This is a genomic window from Glaciecola sp. SC05 (assembly GCF_041380235.1).
Taxonomy (GTDB): Bacteria; Pseudomonadota; Gammaproteobacteria; order Enterobacterales; family Alteromonadaceae; genus Glaciecola.
On record NZ_JBGIYY010000003.1, the window covers coordinates 194,351 to 216,379 of the forward strand.

Consider the following 22,029-nt stretch of genomic DNA (forward strand, 5'->3'; position numbering starts at 1 on the left):
GGATTATCCTTTACCCTTTGTGCGCGTATTATGTGGGCGCGTATGACTTTCAATAAACTGGAATATCATGCTGGCAACGTCTTTTCCTGTTGCATTTTCGATACCTTCAAGACCGGGCGAAGAGTTTACTTCCATAACAACCGGGCCACGGTGTGAGCGAAGCAAATCGACGCCGCACACATTCAGCCCCATCGCTTTTGCTGCTGCCACTGCAGTAGACCTTTCGGCTGCCGAAATTTTTACAACTTGAGCTGACCCGCCGCGATGCAGATTGGAGCGAAACTCGCCTTCTTGCCCTTGTCTTTTCATGGCCGCTACTACTTTACCACCAACCACTAAACAGCGGATATCAGCACCACCCGCCTCTTTAATAAACTCTTGAACGAGTATGTTTGTATTGATACCCATAAAGGCCTCAATAACACTTTCAGCCGCTTTAGAGGTTTCGGCCAAGACTACGCCCACGCCCTGAGTTCCTTCCAGTAGTTTAATCACTAGCGGCGCGCCACCTACATTTTTAATCAAATCTTTGATATTGTCAGGGCTATGCGCAAAACCCGTGCGAGGCAGACCAATACCCTTTCGTGACAATAATTGCAATGAGCGTAATTTATCTCGAGAGCGAGAGATGGCAACTGATTCGTTGACGCTAAAAGAGCCTGTCATTTCAAACTGTCTAACCACTGCAGTGCCGTAAAACGTTACCGATGCACCTATTCTTGGAATAACCGCATCATACTCGGGCAAAGATTGCCCTTTGAATCTGACAACCGGTTTTGCGCTTGTTATGTCCATATAACAGTGCAATGTATCGATGATATCTACTTCGTGTCCTCGCGCCTCTCCGGCTTCTTTAAGGCGTTTTGTAGAATAGAGATTTTTGTTTCTCGATAGTATTGCGATTTTCATAATATAAGCCCTTGATTTTTGATAATTGGAGTACCTTCGTCTAGGTAAATTTCTCCACAGCTAACAACCATAACAAAGGCAAGTATATATAGCGAATAAGCGCTAAAGCTCGAATTGTGATGCTGCATTTCTTAATGACGAACCGTTAAATAATAATGTGGATGCTTTTTACCCGATATTTGTGAATAGATAAACAAATTCTTTCATTAGCATTCACTTTTATTTCGGCTATTATGAATGCTCAGGGTTGTGATTCATTTTATAATCCTCAAATCAAAGTCCTGAACTGGAGTAATAGCCTTCTATGAAAGCCCAATTAGACGTCGTAATTGAACAAGTACATTCAATACTTAATTTTATATTATTTTCTTACGGCGATTATGAAGTGACCGTTGGCGAAGTGTTGATTGTTCCTACCTATCTTGTCGTCAGCATTTTCTTGATACGATGGTTGGGACGATTTATTTTTAAGCGTTTAATGGCCAGTCACGTAGAGCCTGATGTTGCCCACTTGTTCAAACGGGTCTACAACGTCGTTGCTCTTATCATCTTATTTATTACCACCCTCGAACTTATCAACGTGCCACTTACCGCATTTGCATTTGTGTCTGGCGCTATTGCAATTGGTGTGGGCTTTGGTGCACAAAATATTATCAATAATTTTATAAGCGGTTGGATTTTAATGTGGGAACGTCCTATACGCATTGACGACTTTTTGGAAATAGACAACATAGCTAAAGGTAAAGTAGAGGCGATTAACACCCGCTCTACGCGCATTCGCCGAATTGACGGCGTGCACATGCTCATTCCAAATAGTAAACTTTTAGAAAATACGGTGGTTAATTGGACCTTAGTTGACAATGTTATGCGCACCTCTGTTAGAGTAGGTGTTGCTTATGGCTCTTCGGCACGTCAAGTTTCAGACCTAGTGGAGCAAGCTGCAAAAGAACAAGCAAATATCATGAGCGATCCTGCTCCTTTGGTAATATTTGATGATTTTGCCGACAGTGCTTTGGTGTTCGAAGTGTATTTTTGGGTGAATGCAACGGCGGGTATCGACTTACGCATTATTCGCAGCAACGTCAGATTTAGAATTGATGCTTTATTTGAAGAAAATGGCATTGTGATCTCTTTTCCACAGCGCGATATACACTTAGATGGCTCGCTCACTATACATAGCCACGATCAAGCAAGCGGTCCAAATGATGTGGTCAAAGCGAAATAACGCACAATGAATGGGAAAAAAGGAAATAAGCATGTCTGAACAACTACCAGATCTTATTGATGAAATTGTTTCCGCGCCCGATCAAGAGACCGTTGACGCGATCACCAACATCATCATCAGCAAAGATGAAGATGATATTGCTTTATTGCTCGAGTCTATTCCATACGAGCAACGTATCAATGTATGGCGGGATATCCCACGCAATAAAAAACTAGATGTGCTAGTAGAAATGCGAGCCGATGCTCGTGAACCGCTCATCGATGAAATTGACTCAGAAGAATGGGAGGCATTATTTTCAGATGTTGACGCGGAGCAACTGCTTGAACTGTCCGATACTTTGCCCAACAAACTTGTTGATCGCGCATATGCAGCGATGGATAAGCAGCAGCGCCAATATTTTAAAGATGCAAGTCAATATACCGATTCACAAATTGGACATTGGTTAAGTCACGATGTTTTGGTACTACCACTAAATGCAAAAGTGCGAGATGCGCTAAGGCTGATTCGCCGAGACGTTCCTGAATACACCGACTGTATCTTTTTGCTCAATCGCGCAGGCCAGTTTTCAGAAGCTGTCAAATTAACCAAAGTATTTGGCGCTCCAGAGCATTTACCTCTGGTCGATTTAAGTGAAGAAGAAATCGACGTTATCAAGGCCGAAGAAGACTGCACAATAGCCGCCCGTAGCGTGCAAAAATCTGGCTTTGCCTCACTTCCCGTCATCGACGACAACAACCGGTTTTTAGGAAGGGTCGACATGTTTGTAGCGAGCGAGTTGGTCAATGAGTTTTATGAGCGCCAAGTCATGGCAAGCGCCGGTATGGACGAAGAAGAAGATTTGTTTTCGCCAGTGCGTAAAAGCGCTAAAAACAGAGCGGTATGGTTGGGCATCAACCTTGTCACCGCCTTTGTCGCTTCATGGTTTATTGGACTATTTGAAGCGACATTACAACAGGTCGTAGCCCTAGCTGTATTGATGCCGGTAGTTGCCAGCATGGGAGGGATCGCTGGAAGTCAAACCCTCACCCTGATTGTGCGCGGTCTTGCCCTTGGCCAAGTGACGGGCGCAAACCGCAGAGCATTGCTAGAAAAAGAGCTCAGGGTTGGGGGCGTAAACGGCGTAGTCTGGGCAATGGTGATTGGCATTGTGGCGTACTTTTGGTTTTCAGACCCAATGCTTGGCTTGGTCATTGCTTTAGCTATTTTACTCAATATTATCGTTGCCGCAATTGCCGGCGTATCGCTACCTATTTTACTCAACAAATTAAAAATTGACCCCGCATTGGCAGGGTCGGTAATTTTGACTACCGTCACTGATATTGTAGGTTTTGTGGCGTTTTTAGGATTAGGTACTTTGTTGTTGCTTTAAAGCGGTAATTATCACCAAATCATCCACAAGCGTATTACGCCAGCCGTAAGGTTAAAGTATTGATGACGATAAACGTTAATATTTGCAACACACAATATAAAGATTGCATATGTAATTAACAGAAACTGGCACTTTTCAGTGTACATGTGTACGCTGAAAAGTTACATTAGCGGCTTTAACCGCAGGCAGTGCTATGTTACCCCACAAATCCAATACAATGGACCACAGCAGCTACTCTCGAAGCGAAGAGTGGATGAACACCCTTACCCATGCCATTGGTGCCGTGCTCGCTGCTATTGGCTTAGTTCTGCTAATTAGGTCAGCAGAGAATACGATCGCACTCGTCACTGCCTGGGTTTATGGAATAAGTTTGTTAGCCATGTTTTTATCATCTTCGATATATCACAGCACAGTCAACTCGATTCGCCGTGCATGGCTGCGTAAAATAGACCACATAGCTATTTATTTGCTAATCGCAGGCACATATACACCATTCATGGCACTATCGGTAAAGGGGCAAGTCGGCAACATAGGTTTAGCGGTGATATGGGCAATAGCAATTGCTGGGATCTTGTTTAAAATGCTGCTGGGTCACAAGTATCCCAAAATTAGCATTATTACTTATGCCATTATGGGATGGATGGCACTCTTTTTCATCTATCCAATCTATCAAGCATTGCCAACTCAGGGCTTTGTATTGCTGTTTGCTGGAGGGCTCTGCTACAGCGCCGGCATTCCATTATATTTAATGAAAAACCGGCATTACTCCCATGCTCTGTGGCACGTGTGCGTGGCTGCGGGCGCAGCCTGTCACTTTTTCTCTATCTATTATTATGTGTATCCGTCTTACTCGCTTTCTATTGCTTAGTTGGAAAACTTGCTAGGGTTACACTAACGGCGCCATTCACGAATTCCACCGATGCAGTTTTCTCTGCCGAAGACAGCGTTTTCGACGAAACACCATGCCACACAGGAGCATTACGCTCTGCATCTAAAACATCTATCGCCAAGGTTCCTTGTGAGTATATCCGCGTCGATTCGGTGTACAAGGGAGCGTTAAGACCCCAATATTGACGTCCCCATGTCCAGCCTGCGTTCATCATCAGAGCCGGTTCTTGGGTGACTCTCATTTTGTCTCTTGCGCCAATGGTAAATGAAACATGCATGTCAGCTTGTGCTAAGTCTTCTACGAACACGTAGCCTTTTTGTTCCATAGCGGCCTTAACTGCATCCATAACGCGCTGTTCAACCAATGGACTGATGACGTACTCGCTTTGCACCATCATAGGTTTATCTGATACCCAGCTAAACGTACTGTAGGCAGAAAAGTCTTGCTCAGGATCAAAGTCGGTAAACACTTTAGGTTGAGATGCGCACGCACTCAACACAAATACAATCACTAATAATAAGACAGATTTTTTATTCATTTTGTTTACTCTTTTATAAATGGCTTTGCGCCAACAGACAGCGGCACTGCTTGTGTTTTTTGCTATACTACCAGACACAGTCTCATTGGGTATAGCCAAACTAGATGATAAATCCGAAAGGTTATAGTGTTTTTTATTTGACAGTCATAATTTTATGCACAGCATGTGCATCGACGACGTTTACTCAAGAGGGTGAAGTTTCGGATGAAAATATCTGCTATGCAAATAAGTGCTACACCACAATATACTGGGAAGACGGTACTTTTTCTAACATCGAGGACGATTTTTTACCTACAACTAAAATAGTGTTCCGACATTGTTACCTAACGCCAGCAAAAAAAATCATATGTCGACCGACTATCTACGAACAACCTATTCGGCTATTTGATAAGAGCTTCGAAGAGGTAATCGAACAACAATAATTGATGGTTTCATTTGCTATCAAACTCAACCATCAATTACTTCTTTGTTATTTTGTAATAATTCCACGCAAGAACGCCCTACGTCTTATCCCGAGCAATCCAAGCAAACCCGCAAGTAGCATTACGCTCAAACTTCCACCACCACTAGATTCAGGCGGACTAACAACCGGCGGTGGCTCAACAACCGGCGGTGGCTCAACAACCGGCGGTCCTGGAGGAGTCGGTGGCGCGGCAAAAAAGATATTATCAAAAAATACGGTGCCATTGCCCTCAATTTTTATCTGCTGGACTTGACTTAAGTCAACCACGCTTTCAAATGTGCTCATCGGCACAACCATGCTTTGCCATTGCTGCGGGTTCGCTGTAAATTCAAACGCAATTTCTTCAGGTCCTGGGCTAATAAGGAAAACTCTTAGGATGGTTTCGTTCTTCACCCAATAGTCAAAGTGGAGATTTTCCATGGTCGTAAGATCTTGTTTGTTGTCGACAAAGTCGGTGCCTTGATAATTAAGACCCGAATACTTGAGAACATTATCGCCCTCTATTTGCACCACAGAAACCTCTGTCGCTTGGTTCCAATCAGGATTAAGATTTACATCATCAATATTTTGATATTCATCACTAAAAATCGATATGACGTCTTCAGCGGCAATGGTCGATGGTGTTGGCGCGGCAGTTTGCGGCTCTGAAAACGAAATGCATCCAGACGCGTTAACGGGAGAATTAGGCGGCGTGTTCGGGCATTGGTCTAAGTTGTTAATCACGCCGTCATTGTCATCATCTAGGCCTAAAGGCGTGCTTTCGTTGCATCTCTGCATATCGTTTAGATCAGACGCCACGCAATGTGCAACGTACTCTACTTCCAAGGTCGCGGTGTTGAGCGTTGGGTCGATGTTACCGCCGAGTGTCCCGCCCATTGCCACGTTTAGTAGCACAAACATGGGCTCTTCGTATTGCGGGCAGTTCGACAAGTCGTGCTCGGCCACAATGTTGTCATTCATGAAAAATTTGATATTGTCAGCAGTCCACTCAACCGCATAGGTTTGGTAAGTCAATACATCAGGCGAACCACCTGGATAAGGATAGCGTACTTCTGCACCGCAATTGTTGGTGTTGAAAAAATTGGTGATATATCTGTCACCGGCATTGCCATACCATTCCCAAACGTCTATTTCACCGGCACCCGGGTTTGGCCAGTTAATAGTGTCGTTATCGCCTTTAAACGGATCTTCAGCAATACGGTTTTCGAGCATCCAAAACGCCGGCCAAGTGCCGCCTCTTAGATCTGAAAAACGCAGCCTTGTTTCAAGCCGTCCATACAAAAACTCAGCCTTGTCCTTACTGTTCAAGCGTCCTGAAGTCCATGGGCGAGGCGCTAGGCCTTGGCCAGGGCAATTAATTTGCTGCCTTCTTGCAGTGATTTTTAGGGTGCCGTTTGAGACTTCATAGTTTGCTTGAGGAGACGTCTCATCATCGGTGTAACATTGGATTTCATTATTATAATTGGCTTGAATTTGGGGGGTCCAGTTGTCCATATTGACACTGTTGCCATCAAAGCGCTCAATCCAGGACACTTCCCAGCCTGCCTGACTCATACTCAAAGGCGCCAAGCAAAACACTAGGAGAGAAACGGGTTTAGATAAACATTTTTTAAGTTTAGACAAAATAGCGTCCTATCAAATAAGTGGGGAATGCTGTGGCCTAACAACACGTATTTTAGATTTTGAGTCAGACTACCGGCGAACTCGTATGTTGAATGTTATTACAATTAACATTTATGTCACAAGCAACATACGATGAATAGGTCTTAACTTGAGATAAGTAAGCCCTACTGTATACATAGCTGTGCAGAGGGGATCAGCGGTAACGTAATGCGGTTGAGGTCGAAAATTCATAAATCATATTTCGATATACCGCGATGTCGGTGATATTTTCGGGTGTTTGCGCAGCAGCAGAGCGATAATTGGTAGATACGCGATATTCACCGATAACCTTTTCAACTTTGTGATAACAATGGCCATGCATCATCACTAAATCTCCTTTCTTGGGACTTAATGAAATTGCTGCATCCTCGTCAAACGCTTGCGAATGACTCGGAATAATGCCGCTTAGATGCGAACCAGGAATCAAAGTAATTTGCCCACCTGTTGTATCCGCAGAGATATCCATTGTATATATCAGACGATTCAAATTAAAGTGTTGGGGATTGTCACAGACACAGTCTTGATGCCACGCCTGCCCCAGGGTATCTTTTTTAGAAAACATTACCATGCAATATTGCTCATACCAGCCATCGCCCAATATTTCTTGAGTCAAAGATACAAAATCTTGGTGATTGTTTACAGCGTCAAAGCAGGTTTCCCCGTCTTTTTGCGGAAACCAAGGGATCACATCGGTGCCGGACTGCTCAATAAACGCATCGGAATGAATATACTGAGGATCCATGCCAAAATGAGAGAGAATTTTGTTGTTGTATAAGCGCATCAGATCAGAGTCAAAAAAACCAGGGAGATGGATATACCCATATTTCCAAAAATCCTGTGCGAGGGTTCTATTATTTAACAAAATATGCACCTTTTTTGACGCTACCGGCTTTTAGTCATTACGCCTATACCTTCCTAAATACCAAATCGATAACCGCAATGAATAACGGCAATCGAACGAATGAACGAATGAACGAATGAACGAATGAACGAATGAACGAATGAACGAATGAACGAATGAACGAATGAACGAATGAACGAATGAACGAATGAACGAATGAACGAATGAACGAATGAACGAATGAACGAATGAACGAATGAACGAATGAACGAATGAACGAATGAACGAATGAACGAATGAACGAATGAACGAATGAACGAATGAACGAATGAACGAATGAACGAATGAACGAATGAACGAATGAACGAATGAACGAATGAACGAATGAACGAATGAACGAATGAACGAATGAACGAATGAACGAATGAACGAATGAACGAATGAACGAATGAACGAATGAACGAATGAACGAATGAACGAATGAACGAATGAACGAATGAACGAATGAACGAATGAACGAATGAACGAATGAACGAATGAACGAATGAACGAATGAACGAATGAACGAATGAACGAATGAACGAATGAACGAATGAACGAATGAACGAATGAACGAATGAACGAATGAACGAATGAACGAATGAACGAATGAACGAATGAACGAATGAACGAATGAACGAATGAACGAATGAACGAATGAACGAATGAACGAATGAACGAATGAACGAATGAACGAATGAACGAATGAACGAATGATAATATAAACATACATTTTGTTATGCTTACAAGCACTGTTTATATAACATCTTTAAGCAACCATTTTGTTTGGAGCGACGTTATTTTACGCTGACTGTTAGCATATTTAGACTCATCTATCTTTTTTATTTGCAAAACAGACGAGTTCTGGGTACTTTCTGGAGCCTAAACGCTCGTTAGTATGGCTCACAAGGAAGCAAGCTACAGCGGTAAAAGGGAGCATGATGTCAAGTACAACACACACCATTAAATCACCTCGTTCTTCAGTAATTGATTTCTTTTTGAGCTGTATCACTTTCACTTTATTTACACTTGTATGGCTTTATCAAGCCGTTCGAGATATTAACCGAGTGCATGAGCAAGGCCTAAGACCTTGGTTATGGATATTCGTGCCTGTGCTTGTCTTACCCATGTTCTTTGCGCTGCCAGTGTTGCTTGGTGCGATTAAAAAGTGTGAGCAAAAGCTTGAACTTAACTCATGGTCAAAAACCCAAGATATAGTGTGGCTTATCAGTGTTTGGATATTGTCAATTGGCGTTGTGGCAATTGAATATGCTGGTGTATCGACTATTCAGCAAGTCGTTTTATATGGTATTTGGCTGATAAGCTATTTTTTAGTTGCTCCGCGCATCACCCGTATTCGCGGAGCATCAAAGCTACCTAAAACTAGACTGTATGCAAAGCTGTCAAATGCAGAATGGGTAGTCACGATTATATTCATCCCATTTACGGCAATAGTGATTTGGCTAGCAGGTTTATCTATATTCTTTGTATCGCTTGATAAACTGCAAGTTAATCAACTCATTGAAAATCAAGAATATGGATTTTCAATACAGTTCTCGGGTGATTCATGGCATCAGGTAGAAATAGGTACACATTCAAACGGTGAAGGACTTATGGAATTCACTGGATTTGACTCGTCCGCTAGCCTAATCGTGTTTGATCAAAACGACAGAGACAATATCTCTTCGCTTACACAATGGCGAGTGAATGACGCTATTGATTCACTCGACCAATTGACCTGCGAAGAAAGCCGACGCTTCATGCCTGATTCACTGCATTTGAGAATAAGCCTGGTCTGTGAAGGCACATCCTTTGGTGACCCCGGCATGCAAATACACGAAATCATTCAGTTGGCTGACACCGAGTATATAGAAGTCTTTGCAAGCTATACGGCAAACAAAGCCAACTTTAAGCGCGACTCAAGGGCATTTTTACAAACAGTCCAAAGTCTATCACCGATGCCCAAAAGAGATTAGATAGTCATGATTATTCTTAAAAGGTTTTTATTGTTAACTTTGCTATTAGCCCCCTCTTTTACTTACGCTGCGCCGGTAGACCCAGAACTTGTAAGCTTGGCGAAGCAATATCAAGCAAACACCCAGTCGGCTTCAAAGGTCAGGATTACGCGCTTGTTGATGGACGTTAACATCAATGTAAGTGCGACAAAGGCGACTAAAACCCTCACCAGTATTTGGTACTACCCAAATCAATCGAGCGTTCAGGATGCCGGATATGACAGTATTTACTTTAACGGTCATAGTGAGAGAGTCAGCAAACTTCAGGCACTATCACTTGCTGCGGATGGCAGCATTGATTGGTTTGATCCCGAAGACGCTCGCGTGCTTGAATCTGACTCTTATAACGTATTTTCCGAAGGCAAAGAAAAAGTCGTCAATTACGTAGGTTTACAACAAGGTAGTATATCAGTATTGCGCTACACCATAGAAACTGACCTAACTAAAAACGAAGTGCCTTGGTCGGATTTGATATATGTTCAGTCTTACTCTGCATTTCAAAAAGTAAACATAACCGTAACTGGCACAGCTGATTCACTCATATTTGCAAATACCAGTAGCGACTTGATTCAATGCCAACAGAGCGACTTCACGATTACCTGTGAGGGTCAAAATATCCCTAGGCTCGAGTCTCGAGACACCTTTTACTTCAGCGATGTCGCCTCACACGTAGCATTTAGTACTGAGCGTGACTGGGAAGGCATCATCGATACTATGCTTAATGGTTATTCGGTAGCACGCAGCGACAACAGTAGCGTGCTTCGTCAACTATCAAGCATGATTTCACCAGAGATGAATATTGAAGACAAAATAACCGCTATACATCAATATGTCGCTCGCGATATTCGCTACCTATCAGAGTCAGAAGCTGGCAACGCCTATACCCCCCACTCTGTCAGCCGCACAGTGGATAAAAAATACGGTGACTGCAAAGACAAAACGGTTTTACTGCTTGAAATGTTCGAACAAATCGGCGTAGACGCCCACCCGGTTTTAGTGTCTACCCGTCGACAGTCCTCGCAAAATGTATTAGTGCCATCCGCCGCGTATTTTAATCATGTGATCATGTGTTTTACGCTTACTGGGACTGACTATTGTATCGACGCTACGGACTCAACTAGCGACTGGCGCTATATGTCTGAGTGGGTGCAGGGACATGTTGCGTTGCCATTAAAAAATGGCGCTGTTGTAACACGCACACTGTTAGAGCCCTATGCATTTGCTATACAAAATCATATTACCATTGATATTTTAGAGAATGGTGGCCAACTCGAAACACAGCGGATTGAGTTTCAAGGCGCCTACGCTAGCGAATATCGCGGAACTTTAGAAACAAAAGAGCCCGAAGAACAGCACGACTATTTAGTTGAAGTTTACCAAGACTATGTATCTGAGGATGCCGAGCCTACCGTAAGTGTTACTGGGGTATCTAACTTGGAACAAGCGATTGTTATGGTCAGCGAAAACGAATTTGAACCTTATCTGGATATGACTGAAGATATATCCGTGATTGACTATGAGCCATGGATACGCGGCGAACTTAATTCTTATTCGCCCGACAATAGGCGCTATGCAATCGAATATGCCGGATCAAAGGTTCTCTCTACTGTAGTTGTGACCCTACCTGCAGGGTGGGAAGTAAAAAGCCACCCTGCTAGTTTACGTTTAGATGGTGCCTTCGGCTCGCTAAGCAGGACCGTAACTCAGAACAAAGACGGCAGCTTTAATTTGACAACCGAGTTTCTGCTTCCAGCTTTTATTTTGCAAGTTGCCGATACAGAGGCTTTTAAAAACATGATTGAGGTGTTTAAAGAGCAAGCAATTATTCGTTTTACTGCGACAAATTCGAATGCGTAATGCGTACCTTGTTTATCTGACAAGCGATAAAGGAAAAATGTAGTGTAATGTTGAGTTGTGGTCAATAGATGATGCTACATAAAAAGAAAGGTCTGAAAACACTGTTGATTGACGTATTTATTGAATGCAAAAAGAGGAGTAATTGGTCGGTGTGATAGGATTCGAACCTACGACCCCTTCACCCCCAGCGAAGTGCGCTACCAAGCTGCGCCACACACCGACCGAAGTTGGGCATTATATTGATTCTTTTATTTAATGCCACTGTTTTTGAATTTCTTGGGGCCTTCTGTTTAATTAGCGCACAATTTTACAAATAACTTAAGCCTACATTGAGTTAAAAAGTAATTAATTGACGCTAGGATATTGTAAACACTTTGGCTACGTTTCTATCACAGGTCCTTACCGAGAGTGGCCAATTTTCTCCAATCTTTAAAATCGACTCCATGAAAATGTCATAAAACCGATGCTAAATTGAGATATTGTTTGCACTCGGCTCATAACTAGCGTAAACCGCACAGATGATTATTTTTATTCGACATCCTGCATCTCATGCACTCATTAGCAAATGATATCTCTAGTTATGGGCAGTCGCCTTTTGATACTTTGTTTGAAAGCATTGCTCAAGACTTAATTGATAAAGGCTATAGCATTCAAAGCAAAGCTCTGCCAATCGACCTCAGTGAAATATTACATTATCATCTGATCAATATGCCAGAATATAAATTCTCAGAAGCGGCCATTGGTCGACAGCATAACCAGCAGCACAATGATGATATTCGTAACGACGAAATTGCTTGGATAAATGGTGAAAGTCCTGCTGGTGTAAGATGGTTACAATGGACACAAGCTTTACAAGTGTATCTTAACCGACGTTTGTTTTTGGGGCTGTTCTCCTTCGAAAGCCACTTTGCGCATTATGCTCCTGGTCACTTCTATAAGCGCCACGTAGACGCCTTCAAGGGTGATGCTAATCGGGTTTTATCATTAGTGACTTATTTGAACCCACAGTGGTCTGCCTCGGACGGCGGTGAGTTAATTATTTATCAAAACCCTGGGGATAGAGCCGGACTCAAAGTGGCACCGGAATTTGGAACCCTGACCGTATTTTTAAGTGAAGAGTTTGAGCATGAAGTAAAACCGGCCAAGCGCGACCGTTACTCTATTGCGGGTTGGTTCAGATTAAATAGCAGCACACCAGACAAAGTCGACCCACCCCAGTAAGCCTTTGGTTTCAGTGAATATCTGAGTCAGTAACTTGGGTTTTGCTGGTATTTGTCGCATACTTGCCAACACCGCCTAAGCACAATAATGCCGAGCCTCTTTTGCTAACACTTCTATTTGCAACCAATATAGCTGCGACTATTGCCTTCGCTATTTCAGGCGCTTTAGTAGCCGCGCGACATCGACTCGATTGGGTAGGATTTGTATTTATGGCATGTATCACCGGTATTGGCGGCGGCACTCTGCGCGATACTATTTTAGATGTGCCAGTGTTTTGGTTAGACGAATATTACATAATATTGGTTTGTACCTTTTCAGCAATCCTCACTTACTTTGCCGCACAGCATATTTCAAGACGCTCTAAAGCCCTGCTATGGGCAGATGCCTTAGGTATGGCATTATTTACCGCGCTAGGCGCTCAAAAGGCAATGGCATTAGGCATGAACATACCGGTGGCAACCATTATGGGGGTATTTAGCGCTTGCTTAGGGGGCATCATTCGCGATGTGATTGTTAACGACGTACCCGTGGTTTTCCAAAAAGAGATATACATTACTGCATCTCTATTAGGCGCAATGACTTACTGCGTGATCCATGCATATGTGCCCATTAGCGAGGGATATGCGTTGGTCATCGGCGGAGCCTTAGCCTTTGTAGTAAGAGCCTTGGCCATTACCCGCAAACTGAGTATGCCTGCGCATAAAGGATTAGATTAGTCCTTTAAGCTATTCTGCTTGTTTAAGCGCCAGCTTTTTTTTTGCTAACTCCAATTCATTAAACGCGGTTAACAATTCTGGATTACTGTTGATTAAGTTAGTCAGTTCGTTTAAGTACTCCTGCTGTCTTCTTTGAATTCGTTTTTGCACTTGCTGATTATTTCGCATAGCGAGCAAAGGCGCAGCAGCACTTAAGTTGCCTCTAGTAGAAAGACTCATTAGATCAAACTGCTCCTGAGTCTGTTCGCCGACTAGCCTCGATACAAATTGCGCTTCACACTTTCTGGTTTTTAAACGGCTGAAACCCTGCATTAATGTTGTGCCGCATTTCACTTTAAAATCGTCATCAGACACGAGCTCATTGGTCAAACTGAAAAACTGGTCTTCTTTTTGGCGCAGTAAGCGCTTGAAATAGGATAAAGGTTGGTCGCCCACAACGCCTATGATTTCGATATCTTTCTGTGCCGCCTGTGCCGCAGCGTCAGGAGTAATATCGTCTGAGTACGCTTTTATCGATACACTTACCAAGATCAAGCTCGCAGTGGATATTATTAACTTTTTGATGATATTGCTAGGTGAACTTATTTGAGTCATTAATCGATACTCTTTACAAATATATCCTAATATCACTACAGCGGCTCAGTGAAAACAAGCAAAAAATATCTTATAAGGTCTCAGTCACGGACTGATGATGAAAAAACTTGGACTTGGCATTTATCGTGTTTTGGGATTATTTGGGAACTTAATATCGCTATTTGACTTATGGAATAGCCATATTGCTATTCGCAAAACACCATAAGGCGGTTAGCATGTTTTGCTACCTTACAAGATTAATATCTTCCTATTTTTGAGCCTCCCATTTTTTGTGTAATTCAATAATATTGCAGCCTTTTTGGAAATTTCTCCTCCAATAAACAAATTTTGAATACATTCTGAGAACCGTAATTAAGATAAAGAACACACTCTGTGTCTTTCGAAAGCCCGGTATTTCCTTCTGTTGATTCGTTATAAGCATTTATCGCATCTATAGTCCCTCTAATGCCATGATAGGCAGTCGTTCCCACCAGAACTGCGACGCCAGCTACACATACAGGATTAGGACCAGCACCACAAGCAACGACCATCATGTTTTTGCCAGTCGGATTGTAATCCTCCCCACATAAGCATAAAGATTCATCTGGTCTTCATAGCCGATGGGGTCAGTCTGAAGGAAGCGCCCTAGCTTTGGATGATACATCCGTGCTTTGTAGTAAACTAATCGTAAATATGATCCAGTATGCCTAGAACTTAATTTACAGCTCAGTTATCGCCTGTTCAAAAATTACAATGAGAAGGCTGAGGTCTAGGTTCACACCTGCAATATTTGCATCAATCCAATCCTGTTGTGAAATTTGAGGCCAACTTACATCATAACATGAGCTGTATAACAGCTCTTCAAAAAAGAAACGCAGAACCCGCCCGTTTAGGAATTCATATGACACGTGCGCTGCGGTCTGCAATACCTATTAAATAGTCAAAATTGGTATCCCATGGAAGCACAAACTCTGTCCCATCGGATAACAGTTTAAAAACCGCACTTACTTGATGAGCATGGCCTTTTATAAGTGTTGTTTGCTGAACGTATTCAATTGATTCCCAGCTAAAGAGGACCACATTTAGAGGCCTGACAGAGATAAACTGAATGAAAACCCCATCTGTACTAAGTTTAACACCAGCAATAAAACTCTTGTCTTTTATTTGAGCAACCCCTTTTATTACGCCGCTGTTTGCGAGGGTTTCAATTTTACCATCTTTTATCCACCTAATATCTAGTTTGTTACTCGCTTTGTTAACAAAACTCTCTAAAGTTTGATAAATAAAATATGCTCTAATAATAAAATAGAAAGGAATTGTCATGGCTACAATTATAAGTAGTAGACTAATTGATAAGTTGGATACAAAAAAGGCGCTTAAAATAAACACCAATGAAAATATAATAATTCCACTAAAAATAAGTATATTCTTGTTAGTAAAAGTTTTCAGTAAAGAGTCCAATATTCGACTTCCATTAATTTATGTGAAATGTTTTTAATATAAGCTTCTGTATAAAGCTTATTTTTTTATCTTATCGTTAGGGTCGTCAGGAGACGGTTTTACTGTTTTTGGCCGTATTTCTGTCTCTTCTGGCTTTTTTTCCATTTTAGTTTTTATCCTAATCCCTGCAGGTTTTGGAGCTGGTCGTATATCACCATCGACTCTATCTATATTACTCGATACCATAGAGACTATAGCTAAGAGAACTTCTTTGTTGGTATTTGCAACGATTGCAATGCCCTTTCCCATAATCCCGGCGCCTGCTAAAACACCAACTCCGACAAGCCCGCCAACTGCCTCGGCTTTGATTTGAGCTTTATACTCTTGAATACTAATCTGCTTTTTAAGTAATGCTTTTGTTCTTAAATCAAGCCTTACACCAACGCCCTCTTTACCAGTTGGGTCTACAAAATTAATGGGGTCGTTCCCAACATAAGCATAAAGATTCATCTGGTCTTCATAGCCAATAGGGTCAGTTTGCAGGAATCGCCCTAGCTTTGGATGATACATCCGTGCTTTGTAGTAATATAATCGTAATGATGAACCAGCATTCTGACTACCCAACTATTTCATACTAAGTGACTTTTGTTGGGGTGGCTATCACTTGCCTCAAAATATTTTTATATTTACATTATCGGGTTTGACTAGCGTTAGGTTCTATAATTTCTGCCGTAAGTGCAATAGGTATAACCGAACAATTGATATCTTAAAGGAAATGGCAATTACGCGCTTATTGAGGTTACATCAAGCATAATTTAGGAGATGTTATGGCTACCACAGTTTCTAAAGCAAGCAACGAGCGACAAGCAAAGTTTATTCCCAATATGGATAACTTCAAGGTCAGCTTGAGCTACGAAGGTCTTTCACTGAAAAAGAGCAGTGAAGGTTATTCAATTGCAGGTGTAAACCTAGATCTCAGCCTTCTCATTATGATTTTTGAGCAGGCGATAACTGAACTGTAAATTGAGTTTTAAGTAGCTAGTAAATTTACCGTTGAGCGTTTACATTTAAACCTATTAACTATATGTAATAGTTCAATATCCCCTTCAACCAGTTGAACTAGCGCACTCATTGCTGACATACAGCAAACTATTTCTGAACTACGGCTAATCGCAGCTCTAAGCTGCCCTTTAATTCACTTTTGCTACATGCAAGAAACTGTAATCTTTGAGTGCTTGAGGTATCTATAGAATCTTCGACGATTGTGCGGGCTGGTGGAGCCCTTTAATTAAAAAGTTTAAGGCCAAGATTCAGCTAATATCAATAAGGCTTCAAAATGTTACCTAACGCTTGCGCTAAACGCTAAATAACATTCCTTTAATTATCACTAACATCATCGCCGCTTATCCTGCTGGCAATGGCGCCATCTTGATTACGGTACTTCGCATCGCTTCTTGAATTGTAGGGCCGCTCGGCATGATCACTGAGCATTTCAAAGCTTATTGCGCCTATTTTCATGCCTGGTTTCAAGGCGAGCGGTAGCTTTCCAGAGTTATAGAATTCTAGCACGATATTACCCGACCAGCCCGGATCGATGCGGTGTGCAGTCACATGCACCATTAAGCCTAGGCGTGCGAGTGAGGAACGACCATCTAACCACCCTACAATATTTGACGGCAAACTCACCGATTCGTGGGTAACCGCAATCACAAGCTCGCCAGGATGCAAAAAGAAAGATTGACCATCGGCAATGGCAATTTCGTCACTCATCACCCGATCAAGTGCCGCTTGAACTTCGGCCTTAGGGCCACTGAGATCAATATATGGCGCGGCATGAGCCTGAAATACCCGAAATTTGCTACCTAATTTTACGTCAACGGTTACGCCACTGACTTGATCGTACTCGGGTGATGGCTCAATCTTAATTAAGCCGTCTTTTAAATGTTGTACGATGTCCTTGTCACATAAACGCATGAATAACCTTAAATTGCTGATGATTTGATATATTTTTGGAGAAATACATTTTTGTAAAAACTGAGATGCGAATTATGCGCACTCTCAACCCACTTAGCAAGCCATTACTGGCCTTCGTAGCATTCACAACTAGCAGGCTTTAATGGCGTTTACTTAACATCACAAGATGTATTTTCATAAGCCTAAGCAATATTGTAAAACGCCTAGTTTAATTGCGTCACCTCTATGGATGAAGCTTGCACCAATGGCGATACCTTAAGCTGCTGCGCCATTTGCTTTGACAGTAAATATGCAGCGTGTAGGTAGATGCTTGCAATGCCGTGCTCGGGCGCTTCGGTAAAAATCGACTTGCCACTGTCGGCATATTCTCTAATACAGGTATCAAGGGGCACTTCAGCGAGTATTGGCAGGCTGTATTTATCTGAAAGTCTATGCGCTCCTTTACTGGCGAAAATAGCGGTTTGATGATGACATGCCGGACACTCAAAATAACTCATGTTCTCAACTAAGCCCAATACCGGCACAGCAAGCTTATTAAACATCGCAATGCCCTTCTCGGCATCTGAAAGTGCAATATCTTGCGGAGTCGTCACCACCACAGCCGCTGTTAAGGGCAGCATTTGCGCCATCGTGAGCTGAATATCACCGGTCCCTGGAGGCATATCGACGATTAAGTAATCAAGCAAAGGCCATTTGGTTTCCATAGTGAGCTGGGTAAGCGCCTTACTCGCCATTGGGCCACGCCAAATCGACGCATGATCGTTTTTTACCAAGTAACCGATAGAGTTAGACACAATCCCATGGGCAGAAATCGGGATCATATGTTTGTTATCTGGGCTTTGCGGTGACGCATTTACCGTACCCAACATCAGGGGCACACTTGGGCCGTAAATATCAGCGTCTAATATTCCTACTCTTGCACCCTGCGCTTTGAGCGCCAGTGCTAAATTGACTGCCGTGGCCGATTTTCCAACACCGCCTTTGCCAGAGGACACCGCAATGATATTTTTCACATTGATAACTGGGCTCTTTTTTGCCTCAAATATGGCTACGTTGTAGCTTACCTGTAATGCTTCAGGGCTAAGTTTAGCGTGTTGTTCACACAAATCAGCAAGTAAGGCCTCTTTTAAGGTATCGCAGACAAAGCCCAGCACGATATTATATTGGCCCTGTTTATTTTTACTGACCTGAATATGAACGCTGTTGGTCGTCTCAAAAAAGCGATTACAACTCCTTGCAATCTCTTTACAAAGCGGGTCTTCGGGATTGTTTTTCTTTGAACGAAAAAACATAGCGCTCCTAAAATCTCTAATTATGCCAAATAGCATTCATTTCCGGGTGCAAAAACACGCACTTTGGGCTAACATCTGCGCCCAGTATTTGTATTCAAACAATCATAGGTTACACCTTACATGCAACAACCACAGCGCCGTATTCTGGTCACTAGTGCTCTTCCTTACGCAAATGGCTCTATTCATTTAGGTCATTTACTTGAACACATCCAAACTGATATTTGGGTGCGTTTTCAGCGTTTGCGTGGGCATACCTGTTATAGCGTCTGTGCGGACGATGCTCACGGCACACCTGTTATGTTAAAAGCGCAAGAGCTTGGTATTACACCCGAAGAAATGGTGGCACAAACCCGAACAGAACATCACCAAGACTTGCTCGATTTTCATGTTGATTACGATAACTATTATGTGACTCATTCGCCAGAAAACAAGGCATTTTGTGAACTCATTTATAATCGACTAGACGAAGCCGGTTATATTTCAAAACGTGCAATCAACCAGCTATACGACCCTGAAAAAGAAATGTTTTTGCCCGACCGTTTTGTGAAAGGTACCTGCCCCAATTGCGGAGCAGAAGATCAAAACGGCGATAACTGCGATGTCTGCGGCGCAACTTACTCACCTACAGAATTGAAAAATCCGCGCTCAGTAGTTTCTGGTGCAGAGCCCGTCATGAAAGAATCAGAGCATTACTTTTTTGACCTACCACAGTTTGAAGGCATGCTTAAAAAGTGGATTGACGACGGCGCCATCCAAAAAGAAATGGCCAACAAATTTAACGAGTGGTTTGAGCAAGGTCTGCAGCAGTGGGATATTAGCCGCGATGCGCCCTACTTTGGTTTCGAAATTCCTGGCGCACCCAACAAGTTCTTTTATGTCTGGGTAGACGCCCCCGTTGGCTATATGGCCAGCTTTAAAAACTATTGCGACAAACACGGCATTGATGACGCTGAGTATTGGCAAGAAGGCAATGATACCGAGCTCTATCATTTTATCGGTAAAGACATCAGCTACTTTCACTGCTTATTCTGGCCTGCCATGCTCGAAGGCGCTGGCTTTAGAAAACCCACTGGCGTGAATATTCATGGATTTGTCACGGTCAATGGCGCAAAGATGTCAAAGTCCAAAGGTACCTTTATTAAAGGTCGGACCTATTTGGATCATTTAAACCCAGAGTACTTACGCTACTACTACGCCAGTAAACTAAATGACAGCGTGGTGGATATCGACTTAAACCTGACTGACTTAGCCCAAAAGGTCAACGCCGATCTAGTGGGCAAAGTGGTGAATATCGCGTCTCGTTGTGCCAGCTTTATCACCAAGTGCTTTGATGGTGTGTTATCTGATAAGGTCGAAAACCCCGAGTTACTGAAACAGTTCCAAGACGCTCAAGCGGATATTGCGCAAGCCTTTGAATCGCGTCATTATCACAAGGCTATTCGCGACATCATGGCACTGGCCGACAAAGCTAATCAATATATTGATACTCACGCTCCTTGGGTAACCATCAAAGACGAGAGCAAACAGGCATTTACCCATGATGTATGCTCCATGGGTATTCATATGTTTCGCGCGCTTATGGTGTATTTAAGCCCAGTATTGCCTAAATTGGCCGAGCAGGCCCAAGCATTTCTCAATGATGAGTTTACCTGGGATAGTGCACAGCAAATCAAGCAAGGTCATGCCATCAACAAGTTCAAACCGATGATGCAGCGCGTTGAACTAGACAAAATCGAAGCGATGGTCGAAGCCAGTAAAGAAAACTTAAAAGAGTCTAAATCAGCGGCGCCGCAACAAGCTGCAGGAGCGCTCAGCCAAGATCCCATCAGCGAAACGATCAGCTTTGAAGATTTTGCAAAAGTCGACTTAAGAGTTGTCACCATCATTCACGCTGAAGCGGTTGAAAAAGCCGATAAACTTTTGCGACTCGAATTGGACTTAGGCGGTGAAACACGTCAGGTGTTTGCCGGAATAAAGTCGGCTTATGAGCCAAAAGACTTAATTGGCAAACAAACGGTGATGGTGGCTAACTTAGCGCCACGTAAAATGCGTTTTGGCATGTCAGAGGGCATGGTATTGGCGGCAGGACCGGGAGGCACAGATGTGTTTATCCTGCAGCCCGACTCAGGCGCTTTACCCGGTATGCGCGTTAAATAAATGCACTGCGAACCGAGGGGCAATCAAGCTAGGCGTTTTCAGCTTTTTGCCTCTGCGAAGTCTCCGCACCTGAGCGCATGCTGGCCCCTGCCGCACTTGAGCTAAATTTTGGCTGGAGTTTCCAACGCGGCTTAATCGGCGACAGCGGCATATCTCGTTTACGCGCAACAATTACATACATAGATGAGAACCAAGGCAAGTATCGCTTGCACCAGAGCTGAACCCGGCTCGCTTGATTGAGCCTGCTGCTCATAAACAAACCTGAATACACAACTTGCTCTTGTTGAATCACTTCAAAATTTAAAAGCTGCAGCCAGTCTTTGATCCTTGCTGCCGTAAAAAAGCGCCCATCATGCAGCATGTTTTTACGATTGATTGGCAAATACTTCATGATCCCTGCGATACTAAAGGGGTTAAAACCAGCAATCACTACATGTCCATTTGAGGTAATAGCGCGGTCTATTTCGCGAATGATTTGATGCGGGTCTTGCGCAAAATCGAGCTCAGCGACAAGCAAAAATGCATCAACACTATTGTTTTGCAGAGGTAAACGGCACGACTTCGATTTAATGTGAGATGATGCTATTAGTGTCTGCGATAAGTTAAACTGCTGTTTAATTGGGCTCGAGCTAAGTTTAATTTCGCTGCTTAAATTGCCTAGTTTGACCAAATAATACCCAAAAATTCTTTCCATAATAGGAAGCAATACTTGCTCGAGTTCTGCTTGCACATTGCTCCCTTGGCTCAGTGCTTGCCAATGCTCAGGGTACTTCGGGCGCGAACTTATTCGCGCTTCTCGCATCAACATTGATTTTCCTTACTTGCAACTGCGCCTTAATGTTCTTAAAG

20 protein-coding genes and 1 tRNA gene are annotated in these 22,029 nt (G+C 42.9%); 9 read left to right on the top strand and 12 right to left on the bottom strand.

The features are described 5' to 3' along the window. Positions 1 to 3: 3 nt before the first annotated feature. Positions 4 to 909, bottom strand: a complete 906-nt coding sequence (rimK, locus tag AB9H30_RS04140) for a 30S ribosomal protein S6--L-glutamate ligase (protein WP_371193378.1) — start codon at positions 907 to 909, stop codon at positions 4 to 6. A 304-nt stretch (positions 910 to 1,213) separates the two neighbouring features. Here rimK and AB9H30_RS04145 point away from each other — a divergent pair, with 304 nt between their 5' ends. The 3 genes from AB9H30_RS04145 (at position 1,214) to AB9H30_RS04155 (ending at position 4,371) form a co-directional block, all read left to right on the top strand. Further along, complete coding sequence (locus AB9H30_RS04145) at positions 1,214 to 2,134, top strand: mechanosensitive ion channel family protein (RefSeq protein ID WP_371193379.1); 921 nt, start codon at positions 1,214 to 1,216, stop codon at positions 2,132 to 2,134. Positions 2,135 to 2,165: 31 nt separating this feature from the next. Beyond that, positions 2,166 to 3,503 carry a magnesium transporter gene (locus AB9H30_RS04150; protein ID WP_371193380.1) on the top strand — a complete coding sequence of 446 codons (1,338 nt, stop codon included), beginning with the start codon at positions 2,166 to 2,168 and terminating at the stop codon, positions 3,501 to 3,503. Between the two features lie 193 nt (positions 3,504 to 3,696). Next, positions 3,697 to 4,371, top strand: coding sequence for a hemolysin III family protein (locus AB9H30_RS04155; RefSeq protein WP_371193381.1), 675 nt, complete (start codon positions 3,697 to 3,699; stop codon positions 4,369 to 4,371). Here AB9H30_RS04155 and AB9H30_RS04160 read toward each other — a convergent pair. The 3 genes from AB9H30_RS04160 to AB9H30_RS04170 all read right to left on the bottom strand — a co-directional run bounded on the left by AB9H30_RS04160 (position 4,361) and on the right by AB9H30_RS04170 (position 7,917). Next, positions 4,361 to 4,930, bottom strand: a complete 570-nt coding sequence (locus tag AB9H30_RS04160) for a DUF4136 domain-containing protein (protein ID WP_371193382.1) — start codon at positions 4,928 to 4,930, stop codon at positions 4,361 to 4,363. The genes AB9H30_RS04155 and AB9H30_RS04160 overlap by 11 nt on opposite strands. 469 nt (positions 4,931 to 5,399) lie before the next feature. After that, positions 5,400 to 7,016 (bottom strand): family 16 glycosylhydrolase, encoded by a 1,617-nt coding sequence (locus tag AB9H30_RS04165; RefSeq protein ID WP_371193383.1) that lies wholly within the window; start codon positions 7,014 to 7,016, stop codon positions 5,400 to 5,402. 193 nt (positions 7,017 to 7,209) lie between these two features. Beyond that, positions 7,210 to 7,917 carry a phytanoyl-CoA dioxygenase family protein gene (locus AB9H30_RS04170; RefSeq protein WP_371193384.1) on the bottom strand — a complete coding sequence of 236 codons (708 nt, stop codon included), beginning with the start codon at positions 7,915 to 7,917 and terminating at the stop codon, positions 7,210 to 7,212. A 959-nt stretch (positions 7,918 to 8,876) separates the two neighbouring features. Between AB9H30_RS04170 and AB9H30_RS04175 the strand changes: the two genes are divergently transcribed. Beyond that, positions 8,877 to 9,911, top strand: coding sequence for a hypothetical protein (locus tag AB9H30_RS04175; protein WP_371193385.1), 1,035 nt, complete (start codon positions 8,877 to 8,879; stop codon positions 9,909 to 9,911). Positions 9,912 to 9,917: 6 nt separating this feature from the next. After that, positions 9,918 to 11,807 carry a transglutaminase domain-containing protein gene (locus AB9H30_RS04180; RefSeq protein ID WP_371193386.1) on the top strand — a complete coding sequence of 630 codons (1,890 nt, stop codon included), beginning with the start codon at positions 9,918 to 9,920 and terminating at the stop codon, positions 11,805 to 11,807. 143 nt (positions 11,808 to 11,950) lie between these two features. Here the strand turns inward: AB9H30_RS04180 and AB9H30_RS04185 are convergent. Continuing rightward, a tRNA-Pro gene (locus tag AB9H30_RS04185) sits at positions 11,951 to 12,027 on the bottom strand. A 329-nt stretch (positions 12,028 to 12,356) separates the two neighbouring features. Here AB9H30_RS04185 and AB9H30_RS04190 point away from each other — a divergent pair. Then, positions 12,357 to 13,028, top strand: a complete 672-nt coding sequence (locus AB9H30_RS04190; protein WP_371193387.1) for a 2OG-Fe(II) oxygenase — start codon at positions 12,357 to 12,359, stop codon at positions 13,026 to 13,028. Positions 13,029 to 13,069: 41 nt separating this feature from the next. After that, complete coding sequence (locus tag AB9H30_RS04195) at positions 13,070 to 13,744, top strand: trimeric intracellular cation channel family protein (RefSeq protein ID WP_371193388.1); 675 nt, start codon at positions 13,070 to 13,072, stop codon at positions 13,742 to 13,744. A gap of 9 nt (positions 13,745 to 13,753) precedes the next feature. On the opposite strand, the gene AB9H30_RS04200 is transcribed toward AB9H30_RS04195, so the two are convergent. The 4 genes from AB9H30_RS04200 to AB9H30_RS04215 form a co-directional block, all read right to left on the bottom strand. Then, positions 13,754 to 14,338, bottom strand: a complete 585-nt coding sequence (locus AB9H30_RS04200; RefSeq protein WP_371193389.1) for a hypothetical protein — start codon at positions 14,336 to 14,338, stop codon at positions 13,754 to 13,756. Between the two features lie 529 nt (positions 14,339 to 14,867). After that, positions 14,868 to 15,047, bottom strand: coding sequence for an RHS repeat-associated core domain-containing protein (locus AB9H30_RS04205; RefSeq protein ID WP_371193482.1), 180 nt, complete (start codon positions 15,045 to 15,047; stop codon positions 14,868 to 14,870). A gap of 167 nt (positions 15,048 to 15,214) precedes the next feature. After that, positions 15,215 to 15,778 carry a hypothetical protein gene (locus AB9H30_RS04210; RefSeq protein ID WP_371193390.1) on the bottom strand — a complete coding sequence of 188 codons (564 nt, stop codon included), beginning with the start codon at positions 15,776 to 15,778 and terminating at the stop codon, positions 15,215 to 15,217. Between the two features lie 57 nt (positions 15,779 to 15,835). Next, positions 15,836 to 16,381: an RHS repeat-associated core domain-containing protein gene (locus AB9H30_RS04215; RefSeq protein WP_371193391.1), complete on the bottom strand. Its 546-nt coding sequence runs from the start codon at positions 16,379 to 16,381 to the stop codon at positions 15,836 to 15,838. A 203-nt stretch (positions 16,382 to 16,584) separates the two neighbouring features. Between AB9H30_RS04215 and AB9H30_RS04220 the strand changes: the two genes are divergently transcribed. Continuing rightward, positions 16,585 to 16,779, top strand: coding sequence for a hypothetical protein (locus AB9H30_RS04220; protein ID WP_371193392.1), 195 nt, complete (start codon positions 16,585 to 16,587; stop codon positions 16,777 to 16,779). A 355-nt stretch (positions 16,780 to 17,134) separates the two neighbouring features. Here the strand turns inward: AB9H30_RS04220 and dcd are convergent, their stop codons facing one another. Beyond that, positions 17,135 to 17,731 (bottom strand): dCTP deaminase, encoded by a 597-nt coding sequence (dcd, locus tag AB9H30_RS04225; protein WP_371193393.1) that lies wholly within the window; start codon positions 17,729 to 17,731, stop codon positions 17,135 to 17,137. A 203-nt stretch (positions 17,732 to 17,934) separates the two neighbouring features. After that, a complete protein-coding gene (gene apbC, locus AB9H30_RS04230; protein WP_371193394.1) occupies positions 17,935 to 19,023 on the bottom strand; it encodes an iron-sulfur cluster carrier protein ApbC in 1,089 nt (362 codons plus the stop codon). 120 nt (positions 19,024 to 19,143) lie between these two features. On the opposite strand from apbC, the gene metG reads away from it, so the two are divergent. Further along, a complete protein-coding gene (gene metG, locus AB9H30_RS04235) occupies positions 19,144 to 21,180 on the top strand; it encodes a methionine--tRNA ligase (protein WP_371193395.1) in 2,037 nt (678 codons plus the stop codon). Positions 21,181 to 21,208: 28 nt separating this feature from the next. Here metG and AB9H30_RS04240 read toward each other — a convergent pair whose 3' ends face one another. Further along, entirely contained in the window at positions 21,209 to 21,988 is a 780-nt protein-coding gene (locus tag AB9H30_RS04240) for a methyltransferase domain-containing protein (RefSeq protein WP_371193396.1), read from the bottom strand. Positions 21,989 to 22,029: the final 41 nt, after the last annotated feature.

What these genes read in the sequence shown, in the direction of transcription:
- AB9H30_RS04240 (WP_371193396.1), bottom strand. Translation starts at nt 21,988, where the DNA reads ATGTTGATGCGAGAAGCGCGAATAAGTTCGCGCCCGAAGTACCCTGAG.
- AB9H30_RS04200 (WP_371193389.1), bottom strand. Translation starts at nt 14,338, where the DNA reads ATGACTCAAATAAGTTCACCTAGCAATATCATCAAAAAGTTAATAATA.
- rimK (WP_371193378.1), bottom strand. Translation starts at nt 909, where the DNA reads ATGAAAATCGCAATACTATCGAGAAACAAAAATCTCTATTCTACAAAA.
- AB9H30_RS04180 (WP_371193386.1), top strand. Translation starts at nt 9,918, where the DNA reads ATGATTATTCTTAAAAGGTTTTTATTGTTAACTTTGCTATTAGCCCCC.
- dcd (WP_371193393.1), bottom strand. Translation starts at nt 17,731, where the DNA reads ATGCGTTTATGTGACAAGGACATCGTACAACATTTAAAAGACGGCTTA.
- AB9H30_RS04220 (WP_371193392.1), top strand. Translation starts at nt 16,585, where the DNA reads ATGGCTACCACAGTTTCTAAAGCAAGCAACGAGCGACAAGCAAAGTTT.
- metG (WP_371193395.1), top strand. Translation starts at nt 19,144, where the DNA reads ATGCAACAACCACAGCGCCGTATTCTGGTCACTAGTGCTCTTCCTTAC.
- AB9H30_RS04150 (WP_371193380.1), top strand. Translation starts at nt 2,166, where the DNA reads ATGTCTGAACAACTACCAGATCTTATTGATGAAATTGTTTCCGCGCCC.
- AB9H30_RS04155 (WP_371193381.1), top strand. Translation starts at nt 3,697, where the DNA reads ATGTTACCCCACAAATCCAATACAATGGACCACAGCAGCTACTCTCGA.
- AB9H30_RS04160 (WP_371193382.1), bottom strand. Translation starts at nt 4,930, where the DNA reads ATGAATAAAAAATCTGTCTTATTATTAGTGATTGTATTTGTGTTGAGT.
- AB9H30_RS04145 (WP_371193379.1), top strand. Translation starts at nt 1,214, where the DNA reads ATGAAAGCCCAATTAGACGTCGTAATTGAACAAGTACATTCAATACTT.
- AB9H30_RS04190 (WP_371193387.1), top strand. Translation starts at nt 12,357, where the DNA reads ATGCACTCATTAGCAAATGATATCTCTAGTTATGGGCAGTCGCCTTTT.
- apbC (WP_371193394.1), bottom strand. Translation starts at nt 19,023, where the DNA reads ATGTTTTTTCGTTCAAAGAAAAACAATCCCGAAGACCCGCTTTGTAAA.
- AB9H30_RS04175 (WP_371193385.1), top strand. Translation starts at nt 8,877, where the DNA reads ATGTCAAGTACAACACACACCATTAAATCACCTCGTTCTTCAGTAATT.